The sequence below is a fragment of the Achromobacter ruhlandii genome (genome assembly GCF_002082135.1).
Taxonomy (GTDB): domain Bacteria; phylum Pseudomonadota; class Gammaproteobacteria; order Burkholderiales; family Burkholderiaceae_B; genus Achromobacter; species Achromobacter ruhlandii.
Genome location: NZ_CP017433.1, coordinates 3,917,635 through 3,931,133, shown reverse-complemented (window position 1 = coordinate 3,931,133; position 13,499 = coordinate 3,917,635). Strand labels below are relative to the sequence as shown.

General features: G+C 71.3%; 15 protein-coding genes. 3 read left to right on the top strand and 12 right to left on the bottom strand.

What is annotated here, in order from left to right; translation table 11 throughout:
• Positions 1 to 96: 96 nt before the first annotated feature.
• From AruCF_RS17685 to AruCF_RS17630, 12 genes are read right to left on the bottom strand one after another with little or no spacing between them, the layout of a single operon-like run.
• On the bottom strand, positions 97 to 1,350 hold the full coding sequence (locus tag AruCF_RS17685; protein WP_049077960.1) for an NAD(P)/FAD-dependent oxidoreductase: 1,254 nt from the start codon (positions 1,348 to 1,350) through the stop codon (positions 97 to 99).
• Between the two features lie 41 nt (positions 1,351 to 1,391).
• Positions 1,392 to 3,725 carry an MMPL family transporter gene (locus AruCF_RS17680; protein WP_083036819.1) on the bottom strand — a complete coding sequence of 778 codons (2,334 nt, stop codon included), beginning with the start codon at positions 3,723 to 3,725 and terminating at the stop codon, positions 1,392 to 1,394.
• The gene (locus AruCF_RS17675) at positions 3,709 to 4,305 is read right to left on the bottom strand and encodes a LolA family protein (RefSeq protein WP_049074897.1); all 597 of its coding nucleotides are present in this window, start codon (positions 4,303 to 4,305) and stop codon (positions 3,709 to 3,711) included. Before AruCF_RS17675 ends, AruCF_RS17680 begins: the two co-directional genes overlap by 17 nt.
• Positions 4,302 to 4,745, bottom strand: coding sequence for an acyl-CoA thioesterase (locus tag AruCF_RS17670; RefSeq protein WP_049074894.1), 444 nt, complete (start codon positions 4,743 to 4,745; stop codon positions 4,302 to 4,304). Before AruCF_RS17670 ends, AruCF_RS17675 begins: the two co-directional genes overlap by 4 nt.
• Complete coding sequence (locus tag AruCF_RS17665; protein ID WP_049074892.1) at positions 4,738 to 5,661, bottom strand: lysophospholipid acyltransferase family protein; 924 nt, start codon at positions 5,659 to 5,661, stop codon at positions 4,738 to 4,740. The genes AruCF_RS17670 and AruCF_RS17665 overlap by 8 nt, the downstream gene beginning before the upstream one ends.
• On the bottom strand, positions 5,658 to 6,410 hold the full coding sequence (locus tag AruCF_RS17660; RefSeq protein WP_049074889.1) for a glycosyltransferase family 2 protein: 753 nt from the start codon (positions 6,408 to 6,410) through the stop codon (positions 5,658 to 5,660). The genes AruCF_RS17665 and AruCF_RS17660 overlap by 4 nt, the downstream gene beginning before the upstream one ends.
• On the bottom strand, positions 6,397 to 8,097 hold the full coding sequence (locus AruCF_RS17655) for an ApeI family dehydratase (protein WP_080977457.1): 1,701 nt from the start codon (positions 8,095 to 8,097) through the stop codon (positions 6,397 to 6,399). The genes AruCF_RS17660 and AruCF_RS17655 overlap by 14 nt, the downstream gene beginning before the upstream one ends.
• A 3-nt stretch (positions 8,098 to 8,100) precedes the next feature.
• Positions 8,101 to 8,661, bottom strand: a complete 561-nt coding sequence (locus AruCF_RS17650) for a COG4648 family protein (protein ID WP_083036818.1) — start codon at positions 8,659 to 8,661, stop codon at positions 8,101 to 8,103.
• The gene (locus AruCF_RS17645; RefSeq protein WP_049077956.1) at positions 8,658 to 8,915 is read right to left on the bottom strand and encodes an acyl carrier protein; all 258 of its coding nucleotides are present in this window, start codon (positions 8,913 to 8,915) and stop codon (positions 8,658 to 8,660) included. Before AruCF_RS17645 ends, AruCF_RS17650 begins: the two co-directional genes overlap by 4 nt.
• A gap of 16 nt (positions 8,916 to 8,931) precedes the next feature.
• Positions 8,932 to 9,192: a phosphopantetheine-binding protein gene (locus tag AruCF_RS17640; protein ID WP_049074885.1), complete on the bottom strand. Its 261-nt coding sequence runs from the start codon at positions 9,190 to 9,192 to the stop codon at positions 8,932 to 8,934.
• Positions 9,173 to 10,072: a lysophospholipid acyltransferase family protein gene (locus AruCF_RS17635; protein WP_049077954.1), complete on the bottom strand. Its 900-nt coding sequence runs from the start codon at positions 10,070 to 10,072 to the stop codon at positions 9,173 to 9,175. The genes AruCF_RS17640 and AruCF_RS17635 overlap by 20 nt, the downstream gene beginning before the upstream one ends.
• A complete protein-coding gene (locus AruCF_RS17630; protein ID WP_235432677.1) occupies positions 10,069 to 10,740 on the bottom strand; it encodes a beta-ketoacyl synthase chain length factor in 672 nt (223 codons plus the stop codon). Before AruCF_RS17630 ends, AruCF_RS17635 begins: the two co-directional genes overlap by 4 nt.
• Before the next feature lie 178 nt (positions 10,741 to 10,918).
• On the opposite strand from AruCF_RS17630, the gene AruCF_RS17625 reads away from it, so the two are divergent.
• The 3 genes from AruCF_RS17625 (at position 10,919) to AruCF_RS17615 (ending at position 13,335) form a co-directional block, all read left to right on the top strand.
• Positions 10,919 to 11,560 carry a 4'-phosphopantetheinyl transferase family protein gene (locus tag AruCF_RS17625; RefSeq protein ID WP_235432676.1) on the top strand — a complete coding sequence of 214 codons (642 nt, stop codon included), beginning with the start codon at positions 10,919 to 10,921 and terminating at the stop codon, positions 11,558 to 11,560.
• 100 nt (positions 11,561 to 11,660) lie between these two features.
• Positions 11,661 to 12,878, top strand: a complete 1,218-nt coding sequence (gene hmpA / locus AruCF_RS17620; protein WP_049074878.1) for an NO-inducible flavohemoprotein — start codon at positions 11,661 to 11,663, stop codon at positions 12,876 to 12,878.
• A 19-nt stretch (positions 12,879 to 12,897) separates the two neighbouring features.
• Positions 12,898 to 13,335 carry an Rrf2 family transcriptional regulator gene (locus AruCF_RS17615; protein ID WP_049074876.1) on the top strand — a complete coding sequence of 146 codons (438 nt, stop codon included), beginning with the start codon at positions 12,898 to 12,900 and terminating at the stop codon, positions 13,333 to 13,335.
• The last annotated feature ends 164 nt before the right edge of the window (positions 13,336 to 13,499 follow it).

The following is a 13,499-nucleotide window of genomic DNA, read 5'->3' as shown; positions in this document are numbered from 1 at the left end:
GCGCTGGCGCATCCGGCCAGCACGGCCAGCGCCAGCGCGGCGCAGGCGGCGCGCAGGGCGGGCGGGAGCGAGGGCAGGACGGGCATCATGAGCGGCTCATCGGGCCGGTTGCGCCTGGGCGGCTGGCGCGCGGCACAGTTCGCTCAGCATGCGCAGGCGGCGCTGCGGGCTGGCCACGAAGGGGTTGTCGGTGTCCCAGGCGTAGCCGGCCAGGATCGAACTGATCATGCGGCGGATCTCCGGCTGGGCGTTCTGGTAGAAAACCACATCCTGGAATTCCCCGCTATACCAGCCCTGCACATAGGCGCGGAAGGTTTCCACGCCAACCATCAGCGGGTCGGCGAAATCGCGTTGCCAGTCGACCGCTTCGCCGCTCAGCTGCCGGTGCAGGGCGTCGGCGGCCAGCTTGGACGAGCGCAGCGCGATGGTGACGCCGGACGAGAACACCGGGTCCAGGAATTCGGCGGCGTTGCCGAGCAGCGCGTAGCCCGGCCCGTGCAGCCGCGTGACGCTGGCGGAGTAGCCGCCGATGGTGTTGGCCGGCGTGTCCCAGACGGCGTTGCGCAGCACCCGCTTGAGGTTGGGAGCGGCGTCGGCCATGGCGCGCAGGGTGGTCATCAGGTCTTCGTCGGCGCCGCCGAACAGGTCCTGGCCGCCGACCACGCCGAACGAGCTGCGGCCATTGGAGAACGGAATCAGCCAGTACCAGATGCCGCTCTGCTCGGGGTGCACGCTGATCAGGATCTTGTCGCGGTCGAAGCCGGCATCGTCGATGCGGTCCTCGATGTGGGTGAAGATGGCCTTGCGCGGCGGCATCGACGACGGCCGTTCCAGGTCGAGCAGGCGCGCCAGCACGCGGCCATAGCCGCTGGCGTCCAGCACGAACCTGCCGCGCACCTGGTAGGGCTGGCCCTGCGGGCCGCGCACCGTGAGCAAGGGGCCATCCGCGCCGGTGAAATCGGCGGCGATGACTTCCTGCTGGTAGCGCACCTCCACCCCCTGACGCGCGGCGTCGTCGGCCAGCACCTTGTCGAAGCGGGCGCGCTGCACCTGGAAGGTGCTGCCGGGGCCGGGGCTGAACTTGTCGCGGAAGTCGAAGTAGGTGTATTGGTCGCCGCGCGCGAAGGCGGCGCCGTTCTTGGTCTGGAAGCCGGCGGCCCGCACAGCCGGCATCATGCCGGCCTCTTCGATGAATTCCAGGCAATGGGCCAGCAGGCTTTCGCCGATCGAGAAGCGCGGGAACTGCTGCCGTTCCAGCACCAGCACATCGTGCCCCTGGCGCTTGAGTAGCGCGGCGGCGACGGCTCCGGCCGGGCCCGCTCCGATGACGACGACTTCCCGATGTTCCATGCTGGATGCTTCCTCGTATTGATCAATGGCAAGACAAAAAATCAGGCCTGGCGGGGCGGCCGGATCCACGGCGCCCACAACAGGGAAAAGCCCACGCCCAGCGCCACCGCCAGGCCAAAGTTGGCGATGGCCGGCGTCTGGCTGACGGCCAGCAGGCCGAAAGACAGCAGGGTGGTGAGCGCGCCCAGCACGATGCCCACCAGGCTGGCGGCCGCGCCGGCGACCCGCTCATACATGAAGATGGCGTAGTCCACGCCGATGGCCGAGACCAGCAACAGGCCGAACAGGCTGAACAGGGTCAGCGGCTGGCCCAGGTAGCCCAGCGCCGCCAGGCTGCACGCGGTGGCCGCCAGCGGCACCGCCAGAATGCGCCAGGCGGCGGCGCGTCCCAGCGTCAGGCACAGCAGCGCCGCCGCCACCAGATATGACAGCAGCTTGAGTTCGGCGGCTTCGACGCGCGTGGCGCTGAACATGCGGTTCAGCTCGCCGCTGCGGTCGACCAGCGTGACGCCGGGCGCGGCCTGGGCGATGGCGGCCAGGGCGGCGGGGTCGCGCAGGCCCAGCAGCGTGATCATGCCGGCGGCCTCGCCGTCGCGCTGGCCCAGCCACAGCGGACGCCAGCGCTCGCCGGCCTGTCCCTGCATGGCGGCGTCGAGGGTGACGGGCGGCAGGGCCGCCAGCGCGCGCAGTTCCTGGCGCAGCGCGTCGAACGGCAGGCCGATGTCGGTCATGGCGCGCCAGGCCTCGGGGCAATCGGCCAGCGTGCCGAGCGCCGCCGCCAGGGCGCGCTGGTCGGCCTGCGGCGTCACGCGCTGGCTCAGGGCGTTATAGGCCTGCAGTTTGCCCGCGGCGACCTGGGCGTCCAACGCCTGGCTGACCTGTGCCTGGCGGCGCAGCAGTTCGTCCGGGTCCGGTGCGCGCACCAGGAAGAACTGGCTGGTCGGCATGAAACCGGTGATCTCGCCGATCTGGCGCGCCTGTTGCAATAGCGGCGCCGGCAGGCTCAGCCATTGGCGCAGGTCGTCCTGGATGCCGAGGCGGCCGATGCCGCCGGCGGTGATGGCCGCCAGCAGCACGGCGCCGACCGCCAGCAGGGCGCGGCGGCCGGCCAGACGCTCGCGGGCGCGCAGCGCGGCCTCGGCGAATCGCAGCAGCGGCGGCCACGGGCGTGGACGGAAATGTTCCATCCAGGCCGGCAACTGGCAGACGGTGCAGGCATAGGCGCCGAGCAGGCCAGCGGCGGAGAACACCGCTGTCTGTGTCAGGGCGGGGAAGGGCGTGAACGCCAGCGCCACGTAGCCGACCAGGCTGGCCGCCAGGCTGATGGTCAGGCCCGGCAGCACGCGGCGCAGGGCGGGCCAGGCGCGCCAGTCCGGCATGCCGTAACTCTTGCCCAGCCAGTGCATCGGAAAGTCGACCGCGACGCCGATCAGGCTGGCGCCGATCACCAGCGTCAGCACGTGGATGGAGCCGAACACCGCGACGCAGGCGACCGTGCCGGCCAGAAGGCCCACGGCCACTGGCGCCAGCGCCAGCAGCGCGCGCCAGCGGCGCAGCGCCAGGAGCAGCACCAGCACGATGCCAGCCATGGCGATTCCGCCGATCCAGCCGCTCTCGGCGACCGCCTGGGCGCGGCCTGCCGCCGCGTAGAGGGCGCCGCCGGCCACCAGCAGGTCCGCGCCGCTGGCGGCCAGGGCCCGGCGATCGGCGTCGATCTGCGCGGCCACGCGCGCCGGCGCGTCGCTGTCGAAGGCGTCATCGCGGGTGGTGGCGCGCACCAGCACCCAGGAGCGGCCCGCGCCCTCGGCCACCAACGTGCCGGTGCCCATGTCGTACTGCACCGCGCCGCCGGGCCGCAGCGCCTGTTCAGCCAGCCGCGCCAGGCCAAGCAAGTCCTGGTCGACCGGCACCACGCTGGAAGAGGAGAAAGGGTCGACCAGTTCGCGGGCGCGGCGTTGGGCGTAGGCGGCGGGGTCATCGAGCAACTGCTGGCGCTGCGCCGCCGGCAGCAAGGCGAGGCGGTTGGCCAGCAGCCGGGCGCGCAGGTCGGCCAGGTCGACGTCGACGTCGACGTCGACCTGCGCCGTGGCGAACAGGCCGCTGTGCTGCCAGCGCTGGGCCAGCAGGCGCGCGGCGGCCGCGCTATCGCCGCCGGCGGGCGCGGCGACCAGCGCCACCAGCTGGCGGCTCAGCGGCTCCTGGATGCGCGCTTCGGCCAGTTGGCGGGTGGCGTCGGTCCGGGCCTGCGGCACCAGCTCCATCAGGTTGGCCGATACCGGCCAGCCGTCGCGGCACTGCCAGGCGCCCAGGCCCAGCAACAGCAGCAGCCCCAGCTTGAACAGCCGTGGCAGCCAGCGTTCAGTCGGCGAAGGCACGCTGCTCCTCGGGCGTCAGGGCGTCGGCCGAGGCGGCATCGACCATCTGCAGCACGCTGCGGTCGCCCTGGACTTCGCGCAGTTCGATACGGTCCACCAGCCTGCCGCCGTTGATCTGGATGTTCTCGAAGATCTGGCGCAGCAGCACCGAGCGCGGCAGCAGCGTCAGCTGCCAGGCGTCCGGGCCGCCCGACAGGCTCAGGTCGAAGTTCTCGCGCAGGCCGCTGGTGTCGCCGGCCAGCACCGACAGGAACAGGCGGTTCTCGCGGCCGGCGCCGCTGTGCTGCGGCAGCGCCTGCCAGGCGCCATCGGGGCCGCGGCGGGCGATGCCGTCGGCGCTGATGCGCAGGTCCTGGGCGATGGGGCTGCGCAGCAGCCACAGCAGGCCGCGGCCGGCGGCCAGGGTGAAGTCGCCGCGGCTGGTCAGCGGCTGCGGCAGCGAGCGCAGGAATTTCTGCTGCACGAAATGGCCGCGCACGATCGGCGTGGCGCGCAGTTGCTGTTGCAGGTCATCGAGGTTGAAGGCCCGCGCGCTCCAGGGCAGGACGGCCAGGGCCAGGCAGATCAGCAGGCGTCTCACGCGGCGTCCTCCGGGGCATCGAGCTTGCGCCGGACCGCGTCCAGCAGGACGGCCGGCGAAGCCAGCTGCATCTCGCGGGTGCGCATGCAGACCGCCACTTGCACGGAACTGGCCCGCGTCAGGCGCTGGCCGCTGGCGGCCTCGCGGATCAGGTAATTGATCTTGAGGCGGTTTTCCCATTCGACCAGCTCGGCGCGCACCACCAGGCGCTGGCCGAACTGCGCCGCCTGCGCGTAGCGCAGTTGCAGGTCGATCACCGGCCAGACATAGCCGCTGGCGCGCATTGCGTCATAGCCATAGCCCAGGCTGTCGAGCAGCGCGCAGCGGGCTTCTTCGAGGTATTTGACGTAGTGGCCGTGCCAGACGACGTTGATCGAATCGACGTCGTAGAAGGGCACGCGGATCTCGACTTGCGCGCCAAGCGCGCCGCGTTTACGCATCGTCTTTCCAGAAAGGGTAGAAGTTGAACCATTGCAGCGGCGCCTGGCGGCAGTGCGCGCCCAGGCGGTCGGCGTAGCGCTGTGTCCATTGCGCGATCTGCGCCTGGCGTGTGGCGCGGCTCCATTCGATGCCGTCGCTCAGGCGTTCCATCGACACGCGATAGCGCTTGCCGTGGCGGGTGCAGAACAGCAGATTGACCGGGCAGCGCAGCAGGCCGGCCAGCAGCCATGGGCCTTGCGGCAGCGGCGCGGGGTCGCCCAGCAGCGCCACCTCGGTGCTGCGGTCGCCCTTGAGCGGCACGCGGTCGCCGGCGATGGCCAGCCATTCGCCGCGCTCCAGGCGCTGGGCCAGGTCGAGCATGACGCCGGCATCCAGTTCGCTGACCTGGATCATGCGCAGGCCGCCGCCGGCCTCGTCGAGCAGGCGGCCGAACTGCGCCGCGTGCTTGGTGTGCACCAGCACATTCAGCTTGAGCAGGCCGGATTGCTCCGCCAGCGCCCGGCAGACCTCGATATTGCCGAGGTGCGAGCCCACCAGGATCTGGCCGCGGCCGCTGCCCATCTGCGCGTGCAGGCCGTCGGGATCGTGGATGTCCAGGTCCGCCAGCGTGATCTTGCCCTGCCAGACGTCGAGCTTGTCCAGCAACGCCTGCGCGAATGCCAGGTATTGGCGGTAGACCGGGAACGAGCGCGGCAGCGGCGTGGCCGGGCCGCCGGCGCGCGCCAGGCGGCGCTGGTAGGCGCCGATGGCGCGGCGGGCGCGCGGGCCGAACGCATAGAAGTACAGGACCACCAGCCACACCACCGGCGCCACCGCGCGGCGGCCGACCCGGCGCGCGGCCCAGGCGGTCAGTCGCATCAGCACGGGGCTGCCGCGTTCGGGTTGGTCGGCCCAGTGGGAGTCGGCCGCGCTCATGGGCGCCCGCCAGCGGTGAGGCGGCGCAGCAACAGCGCCGGCGAGCGCGCCAGCATGCCGAAGAACAGGCGCGCGTGCATGCGGCTGATCAGCAGGTTGTCGCGCAGGGCCTTGAAGTGCGAGACGCCGCCTTCCGGGTAGACCACGCGCGTGGGCAGCCAGGCCATGGGCACGCCGCGCCAGTGCAGGCGCACCAGGATGGCGATGTCGAAGTCCATGCGGCGGCCGACCTGCGTGGCGTCGATCACCCGCAGCACGGGGGCGAGCGGATAGACGCGGAAGCCGCACATGGCGTCCGGAATGTCGAGCGACAGGGTGTTGATCCAGACCCACACGCGCGTCAGCCAGCGGCCGTAGAGGCGGCTGCGCGGCACGTCGTCGCCGTATAGCGGCGCGCCGCAGATGACCGCGTCGGGCCGCGCCCGCGAGGCCTGCGCGAAGCTGGCGGCGTCATCCAGGGCATGCTGGCCGTCGGCGTCCACCTGCAGCGCGTGGCTGTAGCCCAGGTCGCGCGCGGCGCGCAGCCCGTCCTGCACCGCCGCGCCCTTGCCGCCGTTGGCGGCGCGGCGCACCAGGTGCGTATGCGGCAGCGCCGCCAGCCTGTCCAGGACGGCGGCGCAATCCGCGGCCGAGCCGTCGTCGACCAGCACGCAGGGCAGGCCCAGGGCCGCCAGCCGCGCATGCACCGCGGCCACGGTGGCGCCGTGGTTGTAGACGGGGATGACCGCGCACAGCCTATGCGGCGTCATGGCGGTCTCCGTGCAGCACGCGTCCGGATGAGCAGGGCGCCTCACCGAGGGTGTAGGTGAAATACAGCTTGCGCTTGCCGGCATCCCAGCGCAGCGCCAGTTCGGCCACGTCGCCGGGACGCAGCAGGCGCTGGAACTTCAGCGCCTCCATGCCGGCAAAGCGCAGGTCGGGCAGCAGGTCGCGTTGCGCCAGCGCCAGCGCCCAGCCGATCTGCGCCACGCCGGGCACCACCGGGGCGGTGGGGAAATGGCCGCCGAAATAGGCCAGGTCGCACGGGATTTCCATGCGGTAGCGGCGCTCGTCGGCGCCGGCGGCCGGCAGCGGTTCGGCCATGGGCTGCAGCGGGCGCGGGCCGGCGGCCGCCTCGAAATCGGCCTGGGTCATCTTGCCCTGGCTGTTCCAGGGCAACTGCCGCGCCAGCCGCCAGCCGCGCGGAATCGCCAGCGATTCGAAGCCGGCCGCCAGGTGCTGGCGCAGCGCATCCACCACGGCGCGCCGGCCCTGGTTGCGCAGCGCGTGCAGGCCGGCGGGGTTCAGCGCCACCAGCGCGGTCAGGCGGGTGGCGCCGGCGGCGCGGCCGACGCGGGCCTCGGCCACATGGGCATGGCGCGCCAGCGCCTGTTCCAGCATGGGCAGCGCGATGCGCTTTTCCTCGATCTTGACGATGCGGTCCTGCCGGCCCAGCAACTGGAAGCGGCCGCCGGACAGCTCGGCGCCGTCGGCGGTCTGCGCGTCGGCGGCCTCGACCCAGGGCGAATCCACCCGCAGCGCGCCGTGCGCGTCCAGGCCGACCGTCACGCCGGGCAGGGGTTGCCACGGGTCGGCCCCGCCGCGCCAGGCCACGGCGCCGGTCTCGGAACTGCCGTAGATCTCGGTGGGGCGCAGGCCGAGCTGGCGCGCGATGGCGTCGGACACGTCGGGCGGCAGCGCGCCGCCCGATGAATAGATGCGGCCGAGCCTGCCGCGCAGTTGCGCCCAGTCCAGCCGGTCGCCCAGGCGGCGCAGCAGCGCCGGGCTGGCGATCCAGGTGAAGGCCGGATGGCGCAGGCTGGCCTGCTGCAAGTCTTCGGGGTAGAGCCGCTGGCGCCGGTCGAGCGCACGGCCGGCGCACAGCGGCCACAGCACGCGGAAGGGCAGGCCGTACATGTGTTGGGCCGAGACGCTGCCCAGCACCGGGCCGGTGGCGTCGGGCCATTGCGCCTGCAGGGCCTGGACCTCGCGCGCCAATTGGCCCCAGCGCTTGGCGATGCGCTTGGGCGTGCCGCTGGAGCCGGATGTGCACAGCACCAGCGCCTGGTCCGGATCGAGCGCCGCGGGCGCCAGCGGCGGCGCGTCGCGCAGCGCTTCCAGGCGCCAGCGCGGGCGGGCGGTGGGCGGCAGGTCGGTGTCGGAGAGCCAGGCGTCGACGTCGGCGTCGAGCAGGGCGCAGGTGTCGGGGCGCGCGTCGCCTGGCAGGATCGCGGTCACGCCGGCGCGCCAGCAGGCAAACAGGGCGATGGCGAGCGCGGCGGCGTCGTCGAACCAGAGCGCGGCGCGGCGAGTGGCGCGCGCCTGGAGCGCGCCGGCGGCGGCCAGGCAGTGCGCGGCGAAATCGGCGTGCGCCAGCGCGGGCTCGACGGCGACGGGCGCGTCGTTGGCGCTCGCGGCGCGCGGCAGCAGCAGATGCGTCAGGTCTGTCCAGGTCACCGCTCAGGCCGCCTTTGCCGCGGCCGGCCGCAGCAGCCATTCGCCGCCCATCAACAGGCCCATCAGCGCGTAGCTGATGGCGCCGTTGTAGGCGGTCCACCAGCTCCAGGGGCCCCACGCGGCCAGCGCCGCCGCGACGGCGCCGTTGACGGCGAAGAAGCCGCACCAGACGCGCGTGACGTTGCGCGTGTAGCGCACGCCGGCGGCCGGCAGGTCGGGGTGGCGCAGGCGCGCCAGCCGTTCGACCACGGGGCGGCCGCGCCGCAGGCTGGCGCCGAAGATGGCCAGCAGCATGGCGTTGACCATCACGGGGTACCAGCGCAGCCACTCGCTTGAATTGGAGACAGCAAGCACCAGGCAGAACGCCACCGCGGCCAGCGGCAGCAGGCGCGCGCCGGGCTGCGTGTCGCGGCCGGCCAGCCCGCGGGCCAGCCCGCGGGCCAGCCACAGCACGGCCAGCGGCAGCGCCAGCCAGGCCGCGCTGACCCGGCCCAGCGTCGCGTACACGACGAAGGGGTAGGCCAGGCCGGCCACGGCCAGCGCGGGCGCCAGGCCGCGTTTCATGCGCCGGCGTCCTGCTGCTTCTGGCACATGGCCTGCACCACGTCTTCGACGGTGCGCACGCTGCGGAAATCGTTGGCGTCGAGCTTGCGCCCGGTTTGGCGGCGCACGTGGTCGATCAGGTCGATGGCGTCGATGCTGTCGATTTCCAGGTCGGTGTAGAGGTTGGCCTCGGGGGTGATGCGTTCGGGCTCGATCTCGAACAATTCGCTCAGCGTGTCGCGCAGCGTATTGAAGATTTCATCGCGGGTCTGCATGGTCAACTCCATTGCCTCAGTTGCGGCGCTGGGCCGCGACGAATTCGGCCAGGTTGGCGATGCTGGCGAAGTGCTCGCGCATGTTGCGCGTTTCGGGGTCGATGGCGATGCCATAGCGCTTTTGCAGCGCCAGGCCGAGTTCCAGGGCGTCGACCGAGTCCAGGCCCAGTCCGTCGCCGAACAGGCTGGCCTCGCGATCGATGTCGTCGGGGGCGATGTCTTCCAGGCCCAGGGATTCGATGACGAGCGTCTTGAGCTCAGTTTCCAGTTGATTCATCCAGCTTGGACTCCACTTGCGGCGCGATTCGCGCTTGTTCGTTGTCGGGGCCGGCGGCGGGCGCCGGGGCGCCGGCCGGCGCGTGGCGCGTCAGCTCGGCATCGAAATAGGCATGCAGGTAATCGTTCATGCGGCGGCCGGCAATCGGCAGCGGGTGCGCATTGGACCATGTGGCGGGATCGATGTCCTCGCCGACCTGGATCACGTAGCGCATGCGGCACGGCGGAATGCGGTACCAGGGCTCGCCTTTGGTCAGGCTGCGCGGGTTCATGCGGATGACCACCGGGGTCACCACCCGGGCGCCGCGCAGCGCAATGGCGCAGGCGCCGCGATGAAAGCGCGGCAGGCTGTCCTGGGGGGTGCGCGTGCCTTCCGGGAACACGATCAGGGTTTCGCCGTTGCGCAGCACGTCGGCGGCGCGATCGAACATGTCGAAGCTTTCGTCGTTGGTGATGTAGCCGGCGTTGCTGACCGGCCCGCGCGTGAACGGATTGCGCGCCAGGCCGTGCTTGACGATGCAGTTGGCGTTCTTGACGTGGCCCACCAGGAACACCACGTCCAGCAGTGACGGGTGGTTGGCCAGGATCATCTGGCCGGGCCGGCCCAGGCGTTCGGCGCCCTTGAAATCCACCGTGAGGATGCCGACGCGCACCATGAAGCGGATGAAGAAGCGGAAGGTGCGGTTCAGCGCCCAGCGCGCGCGGCGCTGGCGGTCGGCGGCATTGCCGGGAATCAGGCGCTGCGGCGGGAACACCAGCAGGCGCAGCAGCAGCCCGCCGACGCCGAACATGGTGAAGGCCATGCCGGTGGCGACCAGGCGCCACAGCCAGAAATCCTGGCGGGGCGGGGGGGCGGCGGAGTGGGTGCTGGAAGGGGTCATGCCGAGCGGGTCCAGAGCCATTGGCGGGCGTGGTTGGCATGCCGCCAGCTGGGCGTTTGCAGGTTCAGGTGACGCAACAGGTTCAGCGCGTTGGGCCAGGGCCGCGGCGCGGCGCCGGCGCCAGGGGAGGCCTCGAGCCGCCAGTCGGCGCCGGCGCGCAGGCGGAACGCCGCCGCGTAGGAAAAGGGCACGTCGTCGATCCAGGGCGAGTAGGGCGCGGGCGGCCGCTCCTCGGCCAGCACCACCAGCACGTTGTCGTGGCCGTCGGCCAGCAGCAGCCCCGCTTCCAGGAAGGCGTGCTCCAGACCGTCGTCCTCGGCCGAGAGCGCGATCGATTCGGTGGTTTCGCGGCGTATGATCGACCACTGGCCGGCCAGGGCGTTGTGCACCGACAGGCCGAACGCGGTGGGCGACAGCGGTTCGCCGGCGGCCAGCGATTGCAGCAGGTCGAAATTGCGGGTGGTTTCGCCATGGCGCGAGGCGTAGACCAGCGGCATGGGCGGCTGGCCTTGGGCGACCGGCCAGGCGCATTCGAACACCGCGCGCGCCATCGGGCTGAGGCGGCGGCGCTGCATCGGGGGCAGGAATTCGAGGCGCGGCGGGCTGGGTTCTCCAACGGGACAATAAGGATGTTCAGCCCAGTACGACCAGCTGCTCGCGTCTTGCATACCCGATGTCCAACCCTGCCATTGCGCAATGGAAAAGGTCAGCATAGCGCGCGATCTTACACTGATCGCAAATTCATTAATTGTTTTTAGACGTTACTAAAGCAGTGAAAACGCCCGATATTTTACATTTTGTTTTACCAAATTGTGACGTGAAGCCGTGATTCCTGGGGAACTTTCCTTGTGGTGGGCAGACCAAGGCGCGGCCGCTGATTATCAGCCAGATCTGCTTTCGGCGGCGGACGCGCGACGCGCGTCGGCGCTGCGCTCGGCCAAGGCGCGCGATGACTGGCAGGTCAGCCGCGCCTTGCTGCAGCGGGTGCGGGCGGACGCGCACCCGGCCCATGCCCTGTCGCTCAGCCATAGTGGCGGCCACGCCCTGTGCGCCCAGGCGCCGCGGGACTGGGCCGTGGGCGTGGACCTGGAGCGGGTGCGGGCGCGCGATACCGCCGCGCTGGCCGCCTGGGTCTGCAGCGAACCGGAACGGGCCTGGCTGGCGCAGGCCGCCGATACGGCCGCGCGGCTGGAGCGGTTCTATATGTTGTGGACACTCAAGGAAGCCTTCGTCAAGGCGGCCGGGCTGGATTTTCCGGCGGACATGGCGTCGATCGGCCTGGCGCCGGCGGCCTCGGGCCGGCTGGCGCTGCGTCCGCCGGCGGGCCGCTGGCAGGCGATGTGCTGGGGGCTCGGCGGCGACTGGGTGATGGCGGCGGCCTGGCGCGGCGCGGACCCGGCGCCGGTCCGCATCGGCTGGCGCGCGGCGGCGGGATGTGCCTGGCCAGCGCGCCGCCTGCTGGGCGAATGGACGGGGCAGGCCGGTTGAGGGCAAGGATGGTTTTGTGCGCCGCACTTAAACATGTATTATTAATGCATGTTTAAAAAAGGGATGGCGCCGGCGCCGTCCGCAGCACAAGGAGCAGTCGATGTTGAGCCCGCAAATCCGCGCCATGGTCAAGGCCACGGCCCCGGTCCTGAAAACCCATGGCGTGGCCCTGACCCGCCACTTCTACACCCGCATGTTCCAGCACAATCCGGAACTCAAGCACGTGTTCAACCAGGGCCACCAGGCGGGCGGCGAACAGCAGCAGGCGCTGGCCGGCGCGGTCGCGGCCTATGCCGAACACATCGACAATCCCTCGGTGCTGGCGCCGGTGGTGACCCGCATTGTCCACAAGCACGTCAGCCTGGGCATTCGCCCCGAGCACTATCCGATCGTGGGCAAGCATCTCTTGGCGTCGATCCGCGAGGTGCTGGGCGAGGCCGCCACCGACGCCCTGGTGGATGCCTGGGCCGCCGCCTATGGCCAGCTGGCCGACATGCTGATCGCCGAAGAGGCCCGGCTGTACCGGGATTCGGCCGCCAAGCCGGGCGGCTGGACTGGCTGGCGCGCCTTCCGCGTGGTCGGCAAGCAGCCCGAAAGCGCCGAGATCACCTCGTTCTACCTGGCGCCGGCCGATGGCGGCGCGGTGCCGGCCTATCTCCCCGGCCAGTATGTGTCGGTGCGCGTGTACGTGCCGGAGCTGGGCCTGATGCAGCCGCGTCAGTACAGCCTGTCGGACGCGCCGGGCCAGGACCGCCTGCGGATCTCGGTCAAGCGCGAAGCGGGCGGCGCGCACGGGCCAGCCGGACGCGTGTCCAATGCGCTGCACGAGCGCCTGGAGGAAGGCGGCGTGCTGGATGTGGCGCCGCCGCAGGGCGACTTCCACCTGCGCCAAGACAGCGCCGCGCCGGTGGTGCTGCTGAGCGGCGGGGTTGGGCTGACGCCCATGGTGTCGATCCTGAATCATCTGGTGGCGACCGACGATCCGCGCCAGATCCGCTTCGTGCATGGCTGTCGCAGCCAGGCGGTGCACGCCATGAAAGACCACGTCAATGCCATCGTCGCGAGCCGCGGCAACGTGCGCAAGGCGGTGTTCTACGAGGAAGTCGGCGGCGGCGACCGCCCGGGCCGCGACTACGACCATCATGGCCGGGTCGACCTGCGCGCCATCCGCGACGAGGCCATCGTGCCGGATGCCGATTACTACCTGTGCGGCCCGTCCGGTTTCATGCGGGCGCAGCGCGAAACGCTTTTGGAGCTGGGCGTGGCGCCGGACCGCATTCACGCCGAGGCCTTCGGCAGCGGCGGCGCGCCGGCCTGACCGGTGTATCCTGGCGCCCATGCAACTGACCCGATTCACCGACTTCGGCCTGCGCGTCCTGATGTACCTGACGCAGTGCCGCGACCGGCCCGCGGCGGTCACCATTCCGGAGATCGCCACGCGCTTCGACCTGTCGCGCAACCACCTGGTCAAGGTGGTGCACTTCATGTCGCAGCGCGGCTGGGTCAGCACGGCGCGCGGCAAGGGCGGCGGCCTGGCGCTGGCGCGCCCGGCCGCCGAGTACCGGCTGGGCGACCTGGTGCGCGAACTGGAACAGCAGGGCCCGCTGATCGACTGCGGCGAGCCGCCCTGTGCGCTGGACGGCGCCTGCCGCCTGGCTGGGGTGCTGGCGCAGACCCTGCAGGCGTTCTACGACGCGCTCAATGGCTATACCCTGGCGGACCTGGTGCGCGATCCGACCGCCGCGGCCATCATCAGGCTGCATCGCGCCGCCTGATTCCCGCGCCGATCGCCCGCGCCGGTTGCGCGGGGCTGGTGGTCCAAGTCGGTCGTCCGGACGGGGACCATGAGGCCGGGTTATGGGTGCTGGGGTTTTGGTGATTTGCGGTCATCCGTCCCCCGCTTCAGAATAAGACCGTTGCCATTTTCTTATTTGGAAGC